The sequence below is a fragment of the Streptomyces sp. B3I8 genome (genome assembly GCF_030816915.1).
Taxonomy (GTDB): domain Bacteria; phylum Actinomycetota; class Actinomycetes; order Streptomycetales; family Streptomycetaceae; genus Streptomyces.
Genome location: NZ_JAUSYN010000002.1, coordinates 5,266,590 through 5,282,769, shown reverse-complemented (window position 1 = coordinate 5,282,769; position 16,180 = coordinate 5,266,590). Strand labels below are relative to the sequence as shown.

The 16,180-nt window shown below is 70.8% G+C and carries 9 protein-coding genes and 1 pseudogene; 1 reads left to right on the top strand and 9 read right to left on the bottom strand.

The genetic code is table 11. The features are described 5' to 3' along the window. Window positions 1-30: 30 nt before the first annotated feature. Complete coding sequence (locus QFZ64_RS25650) at window positions 31-870, top strand: Fpg/Nei family DNA glycosylase (protein WP_307069551.1); 840 nt, start codon at window positions 31-33, stop codon at window positions 868-870. On the opposite strand, the gene QFZ64_RS25645 is transcribed toward QFZ64_RS25650, so the two are convergent. From QFZ64_RS25645 to QFZ64_RS25605, 9 genes and pseudogenes are all read right to left on the bottom strand, one after another. After that, window positions 854-1,168: a hypothetical protein gene (locus QFZ64_RS25645; RefSeq protein ID WP_373430663.1), complete on the bottom strand. Its 315-nt coding sequence runs from the start codon at window positions 1,166-1,168 to the stop codon at window positions 854-856. The genes QFZ64_RS25650 and QFZ64_RS25645 overlap by 17 nt on opposite strands. A 305-nt stretch (window positions 1,169-1,473) precedes the next feature. Next, a complete protein-coding gene (locus tag QFZ64_RS25640; protein ID WP_006142544.1) occupies window positions 1,474-1,851 on the bottom strand; it encodes a helix-turn-helix domain-containing protein in 378 nt (125 codons plus the stop codon). A gap of 109 nt (window positions 1,852-1,960) precedes the next feature. Then, complete coding sequence (locus QFZ64_RS25635) at window positions 1,961-2,506, bottom strand: CinA family protein (RefSeq protein WP_307069545.1); 546 nt, start codon at window positions 2,504-2,506, stop codon at window positions 1,961-1,963. Beyond that, window positions 2,503-3,309: a CDP-diacylglycerol--glycerol-3-phosphate 3-phosphatidyltransferase gene (gene pgsA, locus QFZ64_RS25630; RefSeq protein WP_307069543.1), complete on the bottom strand. Its 807-nt coding sequence runs from the start codon at window positions 3,307-3,309 to the stop codon at window positions 2,503-2,505. The genes QFZ64_RS25635 and pgsA overlap by 4 nt, the downstream gene beginning before the upstream one ends. Further along, entirely contained in the window at window positions 3,306-4,775 is a 1,470-nt protein-coding gene (gene rimO / locus QFZ64_RS25625) for a 30S ribosomal protein S12 methylthiotransferase RimO (protein ID WP_307069541.1), read from the bottom strand. The genes pgsA and rimO overlap by 4 nt, the downstream gene beginning before the upstream one ends. 178 nt (window positions 4,776-4,953) lie before the next feature. Next, window positions 4,954-5,856, bottom strand: a complete 903-nt coding sequence (locus tag QFZ64_RS25620) for a helix-turn-helix domain-containing protein (RefSeq protein ID WP_307069539.1) — start codon at window positions 5,854-5,856, stop codon at window positions 4,954-4,956. A gap of 304 nt (window positions 5,857-6,160) precedes the next feature. Further along, window positions 6,161-8,969, bottom strand: a pseudogene (locus QFZ64_RS25615) (DNA translocase FtsK). Window positions 8,970-9,153: 184 nt separating this feature from the next. Next, window positions 9,154-9,852: a two-component system response regulator gene (locus QFZ64_RS25610; RefSeq protein ID WP_307069537.1), complete on the bottom strand. Its 699-nt coding sequence runs from the start codon at window positions 9,850-9,852 to the stop codon at window positions 9,154-9,156. Between the two features lie 370 nt (window positions 9,853-10,222). After that, window positions 10,223-15,757, bottom strand: coding sequence for a HAMP domain-containing protein (locus QFZ64_RS25605; RefSeq protein WP_307069536.1), 5,535 nt, complete (start codon window positions 15,755-15,757; stop codon window positions 10,223-10,225). Window positions 15,758-16,180 lie beyond the last annotated feature (423 nt).

Genomic DNA, 16,180 nt, shown 5'->3' with positions numbered 1-16,180 from the left:
GTCCGCCCTCCACCGTGTCACCCTGTAGTCATGCCCGAAGGCGACACCGTCCACCAGGCCGCGGCCCGGCTCCACACCGCCCTCGCGGGCAAACCACTGACCCGGTTCGACCTCCGCGTCCCCCGCTTCGCCACCGCCGACCTCACCGGCCACACCGTCCTGGGCGTCACCCCCCGCGGCAAACACCTGCTCACCCGCATCGAGGGCGGGTACACCCTCCACTCCCACCTCCGCATGGACGGCGCCTGGAAGCTGTACGCGCCGGGCAAGCGCTGGACCGGCGGCCCCGCCCACCAGATCCGCGCGATCCTCGGCACCGCCGACCGCACCGCCGTCGGCTACCGCCTCCCCGTCCTAGAACTGCTGCGCACCGCCGACGAGTCCCGCGCCGTCGGCCACCTCGGCCCCGACCTGCTCGGCCCCGACTGGGACCCGGGCACGGCTCGCGCCAACCTCCTGCGCGACCCCTCACGCCCCCTCGGCGAGGCCCTGCTCGACCAGCGCAATCTCGCCGGCATCGGCAATGTCTTCAAGAGCGAGCTGTGCTTCCTGCTGCGGGCCACCCCCTGGCTCCCGGTGGGCGAACTCCCCGCCGGTCACCTCGCCGAGCTGCCGGGGCTCGCGCAGAGGGTCCTCGAGGCCAACCGGGAGCGCCCCGTCCGCAACACCACAGGCCGCCGCGAACAGCCCCTGTTCGTGTACGGCCGCGCGTCACGGCCTTGTCTGCGCTGCGGCACCCGCATCCGGCTCGCCGACCAGGGCGACGGCTCCCGTGACCGCCCCACGTACTGGTGCCCCGTCTGCCAGTCGGGCCCCGCCCCTTCCGCTCCCGCCCCCCGTGCGGTGCCCCCGGTCATTCCCGCCCCGTAGGACGTCCTACCGCTCCCTCGGTCGTGCGGCGGCCCGGCTCCCCCTTGTCACGCCGCCGCACGACCGATGCCCAGCCTCCGCCACCGCCAGGGTTCCCCCCATCGGTCCGGCCCGCCGCGCGGGCCTTCGGCACACAGTGCACCGGCAGCAGGCTGAGCCCCCACCCCCCGGTGGCGACCGCCCCCTCCAGCAACCCCGGTTCGGGGGCCAGGACGAGCCGCAGCAGTCCCCACCACCACAGCCCGCCGAGCGCCAGCGACACCCCCCAGCGCACCGCGCGCCCGGTCAAGGCCGCCACCTGTCGCCAGACGCTAGCCGCCCTCCGCGTCGCGCCGGGAGGGCGCACCGACGGCACACGGGCGCACCGCCACGACCGGTCGTGCGGTCACCGCACATCCACGGTGCGCGCGCGGCACCTCCCGCACCGGCCGGGTCGCTCCGGATCATCCCTCCACCATGACCGCCCCGCCGCGCACCGGCAAACGCACCTCGCGCACCGGGCGATCGCCCCTCGGGCAGAAGCGGCCGAAAGCCCCGGTGGGGAGCTCCGGAACGAATCCGGAGCTCCCCACCGGGGCTTGTCGTACCGCGCGGGACCGCGCGTCAGGCGGCGACCACATCCACCGCTTCGCTGGGTGCCTTGATCGTGACCCGTTCCGGCGGGACGCCGGCGACGGACACGGAATTGAGCATGGGACGACGCACCGGAGCGGGCACCGGTTCGGTGACCGCGGCCGACGCCGCCAGCTCCGCGAGCGCGAGTTCGTCACTCACCTCGCGCATCAACTCGGACATCCGTACGTCCAACGCGTCGCAGATCGCGGAGAGCAGTTCGGAGGAAGCCTCCTTCTGCCCCCGCTCCACCTCGGAGAGATAACCGAGCGAGACTCGGGCGGAGGAGGAGACTTCGCGCAGAGTACGGCCCTGGCGCTGGCGCTGCCGACGCAGCACGTCACCCAGTAGGCGACGGAGCAGAATCATCGGTGGCTCCCTCCTCGGACCGCGTAACCGCATCCTTCACGCCCCACCGTACCGCCTTGCGCCGCGGCCGTGCGGGGAGCGCTGTCGTGTTCACTCAGGGCTGCAAACATCAAGTCCCCCCGTTCCGTTCCGTATTCCGTGCCCGCTCGTTACCGGTCCGTTCGCCCGCCAGCTCCTCCAGGAGGAGTGCGAGTACGCTCCGTACACTCTCCATACGAATTTCCGTACGGTCGCCGTTCAACCGCAGCGACACCACTTTCTCGCCACCAGGTTCTCCGAAAACAGTCTCGAAGGGGCCGTCGACGGCCACGAAGACCGTGCCGACCGGTTGTCCGTCCTGGGGTTCCGGGCCGGCCACGCCGGTCGTCGCGATTCCCCAGTCGGCGCCGAGCAGTCTGCGTACGCCGGCCGCCATCTGGGCCGCGACCTGCGGATCCACCGCGCCGCGTTCGGCCAGCAGAGTGCCCTCCACGCCGAGGACGTCCCGCTTCACATCGGTGGCGTACGCGGTGACAGACCCCCGGAAGGCCTTGGAGGCCCCCGGCACGGACGCGATGTCCGCGGCCGCCAGACCGCCGGTCAGCGACTCCGCGACGGCGAGGGTCTCGCCCCTCACGGTGAGTAGTCGCAGCACTTCGGCGGCCCCGGACGTCACCTCTGTGCCTCTTCCAACGCGGCCCGGCGCTCGGCGATTCCCCGGCGCCGCAGCACAATGGCCTGTCTCACATAGTCGAGCCCGGTCGCCACCGTCAGGACGACCGCCGCGGCCATCACCCAGAACCGCAGGGAGGCGAGCCATCCGGTGAGCGCCAGGACGTACATGCCGACGGCCACGCCCTGGGTGAGCGTCTTGAGTTTGCCGCCGCGGCTCGCCGGGATGACGCCGTAGCGGATGACGAGGAACCGCAGCAGCGTGATGCCGAGTTCGCGGCCGAGGATGACGACCGTCACCCACCAGGGCAGGTCGTCGAGGGCGGACAGGCAGATCAGCGCCGCCCCCATGATCGCCTTGTCCGCGATGGGGTCGGCGATCTTGCCGAAGTCGGTGACCAGGTCGTAGGTGCGGGCGAGGTGACCGTCGAAGAGGTCGGTGATCATGGCGACGGCGAACGCCGCCCAGGCGAACGAGCGCCAGGCCGGGTCGTGGCCGCCGTTGCCGAGCATCAGCGCGACGAAGCCCGGCACGAGGAGCAGGCGGACCATGGTGAGCAGGTTGGCCACGTTCCAGACGCTGGCCTGGTCGACCGCCGCGGCCCCGATCTTCCCGCCCCGTACCGCCCGCGCACCCTCACGCGGTGCGGTCCCGTTCTGCCCGGCCGTGGCCCCCTCATCGGCACCGGAGTCCCGCGCGCTCCCGCGCGCGACATCCGCCGCAGTGGCTCCGGGGGTCTGCGCCGCGGGAGCCGTCCTGCGGGCGCCGGAAGGGCCGCCCGCCGCGGATGCCGGGATTCCGGTCATCTGCCCGCCTCCTCTGTACATCCCGGGGAGCCCGGGAGCGGCTCGGCCACCAGATCGACGCCCTCGGCCCCGACCACCTTCGCCTCGACCATACGGCCGACGCCGACACCCTCGCCGCTCGTCAGCCGCACCTGACCGTCCGTCTCGGGCGCCTGGTGCGCGGCGCGGCCGTACACGCCCTCCTCGTCGACGGACTCCACCAGCACGTGCACCGTCGAACCGACACGCTCGTCGGCACGCTGCGCGGACAGTTCCTCCGCGAGCCGGGAGACCCGGTCCAGCCGCTCGGCCACGGTGTCCGCGTCGAGCTTGTTCTCGTACGTCGCCGCTTCCGTGCCGTCCTCGTCGGAGTACCCGAAGACGCCGATGGCATCCAGCCGCGCGCCGTTCAGGAATCTCTCCAGTTCGGCGAGGTCGCCCTCGGACTCGCCGGGGAAGCCCACGATGAAGTTGGAGCGCACGCCGGCCTCGGGGGCCTTGCTCCTGATGGTGTCGAGCAGTTCCAGGAAGCGGTCGGTGTCGCCGAAGCGCCGCATCGCACGCAGCACGCCGGGCGCCGAGTGCTGGAAGGAGAGGTCGAAGTAGGGCGCGACCTTGGGGGTGGCGGTCAGTACGTCGATCAGGCCGGGGCGCATCTCGGCGGGCTGGAGGTAGCTGACGCGCACCCGCTCGATGCCGTCGACCTCGGCGAGCTCGGGCAGCAGGGACTCCAGCAGCCGGATGTCGCCGAGGTCCTTGCCGTAGGAGGTGTTGTTCTCGGAGACGAGCATGACCTCCTTGACGCCCTGCTCGGCCAGCCAGCGCGTCTCGTTCAGCACGTCGCTGGGGCGGCGGGAGATGAAGGAGCCGCGGAAGGAGGGGATGGCGCAGAAGGAGCAGCGGCGGTCACAGCCGGAGGCGAGCTTCACGGAGGCGACCGGCGCGCCGCCCAGCCGACGGCGCAGCGGAGAGCGCGGACCGGAGGCCGGGGCGAGGCCTTCGGGGAGGTCGACGGGGCCGTGCCCGGGGAGCGCGACGGCGGCGCCGGCCTCCTGGCGCTCGGCGGGGCTGATCGGCAGCAGCTTGCGCCGGTCGCGGGGGGTGTGCGCGGCGTGGATGCCGCCGGAGAGGATGGTCCGCAGGCGGTCGGAGATGTCCGCGTAGTCGTCGAAGCCGAGGACGCCGTCGGCCTCGGGCAGGGCCTCGGCGAGTTCCTTGCCGTACCGCTCGGCCATGCAGCCCACCGCCACGACGGCCTTGGTTCTGCCGTGGTCCTTGAGGTCGTTGGCCTCCAGGAGGGCGTCGACGGAGTCCTTCTTGGCGGCGTCGACGAATCCGCAGGTGTTGACGACGGCGACGTCCGCGTCCTCGGCGTCCTCTACGAGCTGCCAGCCGTCCGCCTCCAAACGGCCTGCGAGCTCCTCCGAGTCCACCTCGTTACGGGCGCAGCCGAGTGTGACGAGTGCGACGGTACGGCGTTCAGGCATGGGCTCAAGACTACTTCGTCCCGCCGACATCCCACGTCGACGGGGTTGCCCCTCCCCGGACCCGCCTCCCGGAGCACCTTCCCGGACCGCGCGACGGGCCGCGGCCCGGGGTCCGGACCCGGTCATCCGGCCACAGCCGTCCGCCGTCGGTCAGCCGACCCCGGTCAGCCTGCCCCGGTCATCCGGCCTCGGGGTCGCCCTTGGTGTACGTCAGCCGCTGGACCTGGCCGGGCCGGAAGTCGTCCTTGATCTCCTTGCCGTTGACGTGCAGCCGCACCGCGCCGGCGTCGCCGAGGACGAGGTCGACCCGCTCCTTGTCCTGGAAGGTGTGGGAGTCGCCCTTCTCCAGGGTGCCGTCGAACAGAGTGCGGCCGTTGTGGTCCTTGGCCGAGATCCAGCTGCGGCCGTCGGTGGCGCTCACCTGGACGGTCACCTTGTCCTGCGGGGCCGCCGCGATGGCGCTGTCCGTGGGGTCGGGCTTGTGGTCGGCGGGTTTGCCGGACTTGGGCGTGGCGGACGTGGCGGGCTTGCTCGCGGTGGCGGTGGAGCCCTCGGCGACCTTGGCCTGGGTGCCGCTGTCGTCGTCACCGCCGGTGAACAGCGTGAATCCGACGAAGCCGATCACCGCGACGATCGCGGCGACCATGGCGGCGGTCCAGTTGGGCCCGCGCCGCTCCGGACGGATCCGCTCGGCCTCGAAGAGAGGGGCGGCCGGGGTCGGGGCGGGGCGTCCGCCGTGCTCGGCGGCGAACTGTTCGAGCAGCGGTCCGGGATCGAGGTGGACGGCGCGCGCCAGGGTGCGCAGGTGCCCGCGGGCGTAGACGTCGCCGCCGCAGGGCGCGAAGTCGTCCCGTTCGATCGCGTGCACGATGGTGGTGCGGACGCGGGTGGCGTTGCTTATCTCGTCGACGGTCAGACCGGCGTCGATGCGTGCCCTGCGCAGGGCGGTGCCGATCGAGGGAAGGTCGGCGGCACGGGTGGCCTCGTGGTCGTCGCCGGAACCGTCCTCGCCGGGACGAGCGTCTTCGACCGGGAGTGCGTCCTTGGAGGGGTGGTCGTCAGGGGAGTTGCCGATGGACACGGGGGCGCCTTTCGAGGGTGTAGCCACCTGTGCTGGAAGCTCAGTCTAGGGGGGGTACGAAAGGGTGAGGCAACCGGGCGGTAGCACTTTGTACGCCATCAGAATGGCCGTCATCCTGACGCCGGGAGGTCTTTCCTACCCCCCTCAAATTGACGTACGCGCACGGAAAAGGGTTGCTCACGGATCACTTACGGGTGGGTCACGTTCCCGTTGCCGTGACCCGTCCCCGGCGCCCCTTGACCATCCGCTCCGCCCCGTCCCACTCCCCGCGTCGCCCCGTCCCGCTCCTCCGCGTCGCCCTTCGCTACTCCCCGCTCTCCCCGCGGATCACGGCGAGCACGCCGTCCAGTTCGTCCGCCTTCACCAGGACGTCACGCGCTTTGGAGCCCTCGCTCGGACCGACGATGTTGCGCGACTCCATGAGGTCCATCAGCCGTCCGGCCTTGGCGAAGCCGACGCGCAGCTTGCGCTGGAGCATGGACGTGGACCCGAACTGCGTGGAGACGACCAGCTCGGCCGCCTGGCAGAGCAGGTCGAGGTCGTCGCCGATGTCCTCGTCGATCTCCTTCTTCTGCTTGCTGCCCACGGTGACGTCGTCCCGAAAGACGGGCGCCATCTGGTCCTTGCAGTGCTGTACGACGGCCGCGACCTCGTCCTCGGTGACGAACGCGCCCTGCATACGGGTGGGCTTGTTGGCGCCCATCGGCAGGAACAGCCCGTCGCCCTTGCCGATCAGTTTCTCGGCGCCGGGCTGGTCGAGGATGACGCGGGAGTCGGCGAGGGAGGAGGTCGCGAACGCGAGCCGCGAGGGCACGTTCGCCTTGATCAGACCGGTGACGACGTCGACGGAGGGCCGCTGGGTGGCGAGCACCAGGTGGATGCCGGCCGCGCGGGGCGAGCTGCGTGATCCGCACGATGGAGTCCTCGACGTCCCGGGGCGCGACCATCATCAGGTCGGCGAGCTCGTCGACGATCACCAGCAGATAGGGATACGCGTGCAGTTCGCGTTCGCTGCCCTCGGGCGGCTTGACCTTCCCCTCGCGCACCGCCCGGTTGAAGTCGTCGATGTGCCGGTAGCCGTAGGCGGCGAGATCGTCGTAGCGCAGGTCCATCTCGCGCACCACCCACTGCAGCGCCTCGGCGGCCCGCTTGGGGTTGGTGATGATCGGGGTGATCAGGTGCGGGATGCCCTCGTAGGCGGTGAGTTCGACGCGCTTGGGATCGACGAGGATCATCCGCACGTCCTCGGGCGTCGCCCGCATCATCACCGAGGTGATCAGGCAGTTGATGCACGAGGACTTGCCGGAGCCGGTGGCGCCGGCGACCAGTATGTGCGGCATCTTCGCCAGCGAGTGCATGACGTAGCCGCCCTCGACGTCCTTGCCGAAGGCGACCAGCATCGGGTCGTCGTCCTCCGCCGACTCCGCGAGCCGCAGCACGTCGCCGAGGTTGACCATCTCCCGGTCGGTGTTGGGGATTTCGATGCCTACCGCGGACTTGCCGGGGATGGGGCTGATGATCCGCACGTCCGGGCTGGCGACCGCGTACGCGATGTTCTTGGCGAGCGCGGTGATCCGCTCCACCTTGACGGCGGGTCCGAGCGCGACCTCGTACCGGGTGACCGTCGGGCCGCGAGTGAAGCCGGTGACGCGGGCGTCGACCTTGAACTCGGTGAAGACGTTGGTGAGAGCGGCCACTATGGCGTCGTTGGCCGCGCTGCGGGACTTCCCCGGCCCGCCGCGCTCCAGCAGGTCCAGGGCGGGCAGCGCGTAGGTGATGTCGCCGGAGAGCTGGAGCTGTTCGGCGCGGGGCGGCAGCTCTCGCGGCTCCTGCGGGGACCGCTTGGTGAGGTCGGGAACCCCGGAGTCGGGTGCTGCCGAGTCGAGGACCGCGGAGTCGTGCTGCGGCTGCGGGACCTTCCCCGCCGGGAGCTTGGCCTGCCGGGGAGTCGCCTCGGCAGGCCCCTTGGTGCGCGCCGCCGGTACGGGAGTGGTCTCCTCGTACGGCTCCCGCGGGCCGCCGACACCCTGGGTGAGGTCGGCGACGATCGGGGAGGGCGGCATGCCGTGCAGGACGGCGCCGTCGAGGGCGGCCGCGGCCGCCGCGGCGACGTCCACCGCGTCCATCGGCCGGTGCATGTCGGGCTGCGGCACGGCGGAACGCCGGGGGCGGCCGCGCCGCTTGGCGAGCGCCTCCTCCTCGGCGCCGACGGTGTCCTGCGGGCCGGGGGCGGACAGGCGCCTGCGGGGGCGCGCGGGCGCCTCGTCGCGCCACTGATCGTCGTACCGGCCCTCCTCGTACGCCCCCTCGGCCTGCTCCCTCGGGTCGACGAGATCGTCCTCGGGGTCGGCGAGGATGCCGAGCTTGATCCCGAGCAGCCGCAGCCGCTGCGGGATCGCGGTCACCGGGGTCGCCGTCACGACGAGGAGCCCGAAGAAGGTGAGCAGCACGAGCAGCGGCACGGCCAGGACCTCGCCCAGCATGTACGTCAGCGGGGTCGCCGCTCCCCAGCCGATGAGGCCGCCGGCGTCCCTTATCGCCTGCATGCCGTCGCTGCGGGCGGGCGACCCGCAGGCGAGGTGCACCTGGCCGAGCACTCCGATGGCAAGCGCCGAGAGGCCGATGACGATACGGCCGTTGGCCTCCGGCTTCTCGGGATGCAGGATCAGGCGCACCGCGATCGCGCCGAGCAGTATCGGCACGAGCAGATCGAGCCGCCCGAAGGCGCCGGTCACCAAGATCTCAACCAGATCGCCGACGGGGCCGCGCAGGTTGGCCCAGGTGCCCGCGGCCACGATCAGCGCGAGCGAGAGGAGGAGCAGCGCGACGCCGTCCTTGCGGTGCGCCGGGTCGAGCCCCTTCGCGCCCCGCCCTATGCCGCGGAAGAGGGCGCCGACGGCATGCGCGAGGCCCAGCCAGAGGGCGCGCACGAGCCGGTACACGCCTGCGGTGGGGCTGGGGGCCGCCGCGGGCGCGGGCTTCTTCGCCGGGACCTTCTTGGCGGGCGCCTTCTTCGCGACGGCTTTTTTCGCGACGGCCTTCTTCGCCGGAGCCTTCGCGGGAGCGGCCACCTTCTTCGCGGGTGACTTCTTGGCTGCGGGACGTGGGGCCATGGGTGGGAGATTACCGTCGGAGAGGGCGACGGACACGTGTGCCCACCGCTTCACCCGTTCGTGTCGTCCGTACCAGGGAGCCCTGCTGACGCGGGGTCAACGCACGAGGGGACCTCCCACGGCGGTCCGACGACGGCTCGACGGCGGCACCGGCGCTGCTGCGCCGGTCCACGTCCGCCGGACGCTACGACACCGTCGTCGGCCCGCCGGAGGCGCCGGGTTCCAGCGCGTCCAGGGCGCGGCGCAGCCCCGTCAGCTTGCGTTCCAGATGAGCGGCGGTGGCCACCGCCGCCGCGTCGGCGGACTCGTCGTCGAGCTGCTTGGACAGCGCCTCGGCCTGCTCCTCGACCGCCGCGAGCCGCGCGGAGAGCTCGGCCAGGATGCCGGCCGCCTCCCTGCTGTCGCCGACCATGTCCTTGCCGGTACCGCTGCCGTTGCTGCCGCCGTTCCCCTCCAGCTGGAGGCGCAACAGCGCGGCCTGCTCCTTGAGCTGGCAGTTCTTCATGTAGAGCTCGACGAAGACCGACACCTTCGCGCGCAGCACCCACGGGTCGAACGGCTTGGAGATGTAGTCCACCGCGCCGGCCGCGTACCCGCGGAAGGTGTGGTGCGGTCCGTGGTTGATCGCGGTGAGGAAGATGATCGGGATGTCCCGGGTCCGCTCCCGCCGCTTGATGTGCGCGGCGGTCTCGAAACCGTCCATTCCCGGCATCTGGACGTCCAGCAGAATGACCGCGAAGTCGTCCGTCAGCAGCGCTTTGAGCGCTTCCTCCCCGGACGATGCCCGCACCAGCGTCTGATCGAGCGCGGAGAGGATGGCCTCCAGCGCCAGCAGATTCTCCGGCCGGTCATCGACCAGGAGGATCTTGGCCTTCTGCACCATGGCCCGCCCTCCTCGCCCCGGCGTGGGGCCTCCCCTGTCATAAGGATTCGGGCCGGCACCGGACGCCGCCCCGGAGGACGGCTCCCTTGCGCCGTCCGTCCTTGTGCCGGTCATGGTAGCCGCACCCCGCCCGTCACCACACCCTGTCACCGCGATGTCACCGTGCACGTAGCGGAAACGCGGCGGAAGACCAGAAGGTTCCCCGGTTCCCGCAGTTCTACACGTGCACCACCGCTCCGCGGCAGCGGTGAACGGTGAACATCTCGTGTCCACGCCTCCCCGCCCGCCGCACCGCGCGCCTCAGGTCACGGCCGACAGGCTCCGCCCGTCGCCACCGCCGCCCCGTGCGCCACCCCTGCCGCCACTGCCGTCACTGCTCCCGCATCCACTGGTTCATCACGGACAGCAGATGATCGGGGTCGACGGGCTTGGTGACATAGTCCGAGGCGCCCGACTCGATGGCCTTCTCCCGGTCGCCCTTCATCGCCTTCGCGGTGAGCGCGACGATCGGCAGCCCGGCGAACTGCGGCATGCGGCGGATCGCCGTGGTCGTCGCGTAGCCGTCCATCTCGGGCATCATGATGTCCATCAGGACGACCGCGACGTCGTCGTGCTGCTCCAGGACCTCGATGCCCTCCCGGCCGTTCTCGGCGTACAGCACCGACAGCCCGTGCTGTTCCAGGACGCTGGTGAGCGCGAAGACGTTACGGATGTCGTCGTCGACGATCAGCACCTTCTCCCCGTCGAACCGCACGGCCGAACTCGGCCGCGACACCTGGTCCGCCTCGTCGCTCGCGCTGCCGGCCCCCTGGGCGCCCCGTTCCAGGGCCTGCCCCTGCGCCGCGGACGATGCCTCCCGCGCCGCCGCACGACGGCGCCGGAACAGGGCCGCGGTCCCGTTGTGCGGCTCCTGACGCCGCCTCGGCTCGACCGGCGCCCCGGCGGCGCCCGCGTTCCCCGCCAGTTCCGCCTCGGAGGCGAGCAGCTCGCCGGGTTCCATGGTGGGTGCGAGCTGCGCGTATCCCTGGGGCGGCAGTTCACTCGGGTGCAGCGGCAGGTACAGCGTGAACGTCGAGCCGCGCCCCGGTTCGCTCTGTGCGTGGATCTCGCCGCCGAGCAGCCGGGCGATCTCCCGGGAGATGGACAGCCCGAGCCCCGTGCCGCCGTACTTGCGGCTGGTCGTGCCGTCGGCCTGCTTGAACGCCTCGAAGATGACGCGCATCTTGCTGGCCGCGATCCCGATGCCGGTGTCGGTGACGGAGAACGCGATCATGTCGGCCTCCGGGTCGGCCAGCGAACCGGCCTCCAGCAACTGCTCCCGGATCGCCTGGGGCACATCCTGACCGGCCGGGCGGATCACCAGCTCGACCGCCCCGGAGTCGGTGAACTTCACCGCGTTCGACAGCAGGTTGCGCAGCACCTGCAGCAGCCGCTGCTCGTCGGTGTGCAGCGTGGCGGGCAGCTCGGGCGACACCCGTACGGAGAAGTCCAGGCCCTTCTCCGCGGTCAGCGGCCGGAAGGTGGCCTCCACGTAGTCGACGAGCTGGACGAGCGCGATGCGCGTCGGGGAGACGTCCATCTTGCCCGCCTCGACCTTCGACAGGTCCAGGATGTCGTTGATCAGCTGCAGCAGGTCCGAACCGGCGCCGTGGATGGTCTCGGCGAACTCCACCTGCTTCGGCGAGAGGTTGCCCTCGGCGTTGTCGGCGAGCAGCTTGGCCAGGATGAGCAGCGAGTTGAGCGGCGTGCGCAGCTCGTGCGACATGTTCGCCAGGAACTCGCTCTTGTAGCGCATGGAGACCGCGAGCTGCTCGGCGCGCTCCTCCAGCACCTGCCGGGCCTCCTCGATCTCGGTGTTCTTCACCTCGATGTCGCGGTTCTGCTGGGCGAGCAGCTCGGCCTTCTCCTCCAGTTCGGCGTTGGACGCCTGCAGCGCCTTCTGCCGCTGCTCCAGCTCCTCCGACCGCTCGCGCAGTTGCTCGGTCAGCTCCTGCGACTGCTTCAGCAGCACCTCCGTCTTGGTGTTGACGGAGATGGTGTTGACGCTGGTCGCGATCATCTCGGCGATCTGGTTGAGGAAGTCGCGCTGGATCTCGGTGAATTTGGTGAAGGACGCCAGCTCGATCACCCCGAGCACCGTCCCCTCGAACAGCACCGGCAGCACGATGACCTGCACGGGCGGGGCGTCGCCGAGCCCGGAGGAGATCTTCAGGTAGCCGCTGGGCGCGTTCTCCACGAGGATCGTGCGCTTCTCCAGGGCGGCGGTCCCGATGAGCGCCTCACCGGGGCGGAACGACGTCGGCATGGAGCCCATCGAGTACCCGTACGAGCCGAGCATCCGCAGCTCGTAGGCGTCACCGGTGCCGGCCTCGAGTTCCCTGGCGTCCCTGATGTCGCGTGCGTCCCGGGCGTCCCGGCCGTCGACCAGCGGCATGCCCAGGAAGAACGCGCCGTGCTGCGCGGCCACCAGGGGCGGCAGTTCACTCATGATGAGCGAGGCGACGTCCTCCAGATCGCGGCGGCCCTGCATGAGGGCGGAGATCCGCGCCAGGTTGCCCTTGAGCCAGTCCTGCTCCTTGTTGGCGATCGTGGTGTCGCGCAGATTGGCGATCATCTTGTTGATGTAGTCCTGAAGTTCCTGGATCTCGCCGGAGGCGTCCACGTCGATCTTCAGGTTGAGGTCGCCCCGGGTCACCGCGGTGGCCACGCGGGCGATGGCGCGCACCTGCCGGGTCAGGTTCCCGGCCATCTCGTTCACCGACTCGGTCAGGTCCCGCCAGGTGCCGTCGACGTCCCGCACGCGGGCCTGGGCGCCGAGCTGCCCCTCGGTGCCCACCTCGCGGGCCACCCTGGTGACCTCGTCGGCGAACGAGGAGAGCTGGTCGACCATCGTGTTGATGGTCGTCTTCAGCTCGAGGATCTCCCCGCGGGCATCGATGTCGATCTTCTTCGTGAGGTCGCCCTTGGCGATGGCGGTGGTGACCATGGCGATGTTGCGCACCTGACCGGTCAGGTTGGACGCCATCTGGTTCACCGACTCGGTGAGGTCCTTCCAGGTGCCCGCCACGCCCGGCACCCGCGCCTGGCCGCCCAGGATGCCGTCCGTACCCACCTCGCGGGCCACCTTGGTGACCTGGTCGGCGAACGAACTCAGTGTCTTCACCATCGTGTTGAAGGTGTCCGCGAGCTGGGCGACCTCACCGCGCGCCTCGATCTTCACCGTACGGGTCAGATCGCCGTTGGCCACGGCCGCCGCCACCTGGCTGATGTTGCGCACCTGCACGGTCAGGTTGTTGGCCATCAGGTTGACGTTGTCGCTGAGGTCCTTCCAGATGCCGGTGACCCCGGGCACATGGGCCTGGCCGCCGAGGATGCCCTCGGTGCCCACCTCGCGCGCCACCCGGGTCACCTGCTCGGCGAACGACGACAGCTGGTCGACCATCGTGTTGACGGTGGTGACGAGCTCCAGGATCTCGCCCTTGGCGTCGACGGTGATCTTCTTCGACAGATCGCCCTTGGCGACCGCCGTCGTCACCTCGGCGATGTTCCTCACCTGAATGGTGAGGTTGTTCGCCATGAAGTTGACGGACTGAGTGAGGTCCTTCCAGGTGCCGGAGACCCCCTGCACCTCCGCCTGCCCGCCCAGGATGCCCTCGGTGCCCACCTCACGGGCCACCCGGGTCACCTGCTCGGCGAAGTTGGAGAGCTGGTCGACCATCGTGTTCAGCGTGTTCTTGAGCTCGAGGATCTCCCCGCGCGCGTCCACGTCGATCTTCTGCGACAGATCACCGCGCGCCACCGCCGTGGCGACCTGGGCGATGTTGCGCACCTGCGCGGTGAGGTTGCCGGCCATGCCGTTCACCGAGTCGGTCAGGTCCCGCCACACGCCCGCCACGCCGGGCACCTGCGCCTGACCGCCGAGACGGCCCTCGGTGCCCACCTCACGGGCCACCCGGGTCACCTGGTCGGCGAAGGCCGAGAGCTGATCGACCATCGTGTTGATGGTGTTCTTCAGCTCCAGGATCTCCCCGCGCGCGTCCACGTCGATCTTCTGCGACAGATCACCACGCGCCACCGCCGTCGTCACCTGGGCGATCTGCCGCACCTGGGAGGTCAGGTTCCCCGCCATGAAGTTGACGGAGTCCGTCAGCTCCTTCCAGGTGCCCGACACCCCGTCCACGCGCGCCTGACCGCCGAGGCGCCCCTCGGTGCCCACGTCCCGGGCCATCCGCGTCACCTGGTCGGCGAACGAGGACAACTGGTCCACCATCGTGTTGACGGTGTTCTTCAGCTCCAGCATCTCGCCGGCCACGTCCACCGTGACCTTCTGCGACAGATCACCGTTGGCCACCGCCGTCGTCACGGTGGCGATGTTCCTCACCTGTCCGGTGAGGTTGCGGAACGCCGTGTTGACGGAGTCCGTCAGGTCCTTCCACGTCCCGGCCACACCCGGCACCTGCGCCTGACCGCCCAGCTTGCCCTCGACACCGACCTCGCGCGCGACCCGCGTCACCTCGGCACCGAACGAGGAGAGCTGGTCCACCATGCCGTTGACGGTGTTCTTCAGCTCCAGCATCTCGCCGGCCACGTCCACCGTGACCTTCTGCGACAGATCACCGTTGGCCACCGCCGTCGTCACCGCGGCGATGTCGCGGACCTGCGTCGTCAGGTTCCGGAACACCGTGTTGACGGAGTCCGTCAGGTCCTTCCAGGTCCCTGCCGCACCCGGCACGTTCGCCTGGCCGCCCAGCTGTCCCCCGGCACCCACCTCGTTGGCGACGCGCGTGACCTCGTCCGCGAAGGTCCGCAGCGTCAGCGTCATCTGGTTGATCGTGTCGGCCAGCTGCGCCACCTCACCGCGCGCGCTCACCGTCACCTTCCGCGACAGGTCACCATTGGCGACCGCCGTGGTCACCTCCGCGATCCCCCGCACCTGGGCCGTGAGGTTGCCGGCCATCAGGTTCACCGAATCGGTGAGGTCCTTCCACACCCCCGCCACACCCGGCACCTGCGCCTGCACGCCGAGCTCACCCTCGACACCGACCTCACGCGCGACCCGCGTCACCTCGGAGGAGAACGAGGAGAGCTGGTCGACCATCGTGTTGACGGTCTCCTTCAGCTCCAGCATCTCGCCGGCCACGTGCACGGTGACCTTCCGCGACAGATCGCCCTTGGCGACCGCCGTCGTCACCAGCGCGATGTCCCGCACCTGAGCGGTCAGCCGGTACGCCATCGTGTTGACGGAGTCCGTGAGGTCCTTCCACGAACCCGACATCCCGCGCACCCTGGCCTGCCCGCCCAGCTTGCCCTCCGTGCCGACCTCGCTGGCCACACGCGTGACCTCGTCGGTGAACGTCGACAACTGGTCGACCAGGTTGTTGACGGTCCGCCCCACCTTGAGGAACTCGCCCCGCAGCGGCGCACCGTTCCCGCCGCTCTCCGGCGCCGGCGTCCGCAGGTCCATCCGGGGCGACAGATCGCCCTCCGCGACGGCGGTGAGCACCCGGCCGACCTCGGAGACGGGCCGTACCAGGTCGTCGACGAGAGCGTTGGAGTTGTCGATCGCGACCGCCCACGAGCCCTCGCAGGCGCCCGTCTCCAGCCGCTCCGTGAGCTTGCCCTCGCGCCCCACGACCCGCCGGACCCGCGCCAGCTCACCGGTCAGGTGCAGATTGCGGTCCGCGACCTCGTTGAAGACGGCGGAGATCTCCGCCATCACGTCGTCGCCCGTGACAGTCAGCCGCCGACGGAAGTTCCCGTCCCGCATGGCCTCCAGCGCGCCCAGCAGCCGGTGCAGGGCCGCCGTGTCCACCTCGGTGGTCCCACCGCGCGAGCGCCCGCCACCCAGGGACTGTCCGCCTTTCGCGCGCGTCTTCGTACTCCGCGTCGCTGCGCCAGACTCCACTGTGTCCCTCCCGCAGGGATCGACCGTTACTCCGCGTGCTCGGTTGCTGCCGCCACCCGGCCGCCGGGCACTGCCGCGTGCTCCTGCCCGGTGCCGTGGAAGGCACTCGCCGTGTGAACGGACCTTCCTAGAAGCCTGCCCAGTGTTCCACCATGGCGCACCGGGACGTCCGGCCACGACCGTAACCCTAGGCGCCGCCCCTGCGGCACCGTGCCGGGCGGGCCGCTTCCCGCACCGGCCTCGACCTCGTCCGAGCCGCCCGGATCCCGCTCCCGGACCACAACGGCGCAGGTCGGCGCCACAACTCCTGCTCCCGTCCCACGTCCTGCGCCCCACCCGAGCCCTCCCGAGCCCGCCCGGAGGGCGCACAAGGGGCGCGAGAAGGCGCGAGACCCCATGCCAGGCGCCACCCCAGTGTTCAGG

Excerpts from the sequence above, each read along its gene's own strand:
- QFZ64_RS25650 (WP_307069551.1), top strand. The coding sequence starts at position 31 with ATGCCCGAAGGCGACACCGTCCACCAGGCCGCGGCCCGGCTCCACACC.
- QFZ64_RS25640 (WP_006142544.1), bottom strand. The coding sequence starts at position 1,851 with ATGATTCTGCTCCGTCGCCTACTGGGTGACGTGCTGCGTCGGCAGCGC.
- pgsA (WP_307069543.1), bottom strand. The coding sequence starts at position 3,309 with ATGACCGGAATCCCGGCATCCGCGGCGGGCGGCCCTTCCGGCGCCCGC.
- rimO (WP_307069541.1), bottom strand. The coding sequence starts at position 4,775 with ATGCCTGAACGCCGTACCGTCGCACTCGTCACACTCGGCTGCGCCCGT.
- QFZ64_RS25610 (WP_307069537.1), bottom strand. The coding sequence starts at position 9,852 with ATGGTGCAGAAGGCCAAGATCCTCCTGGTCGATGACCGGCCGGAGAAT.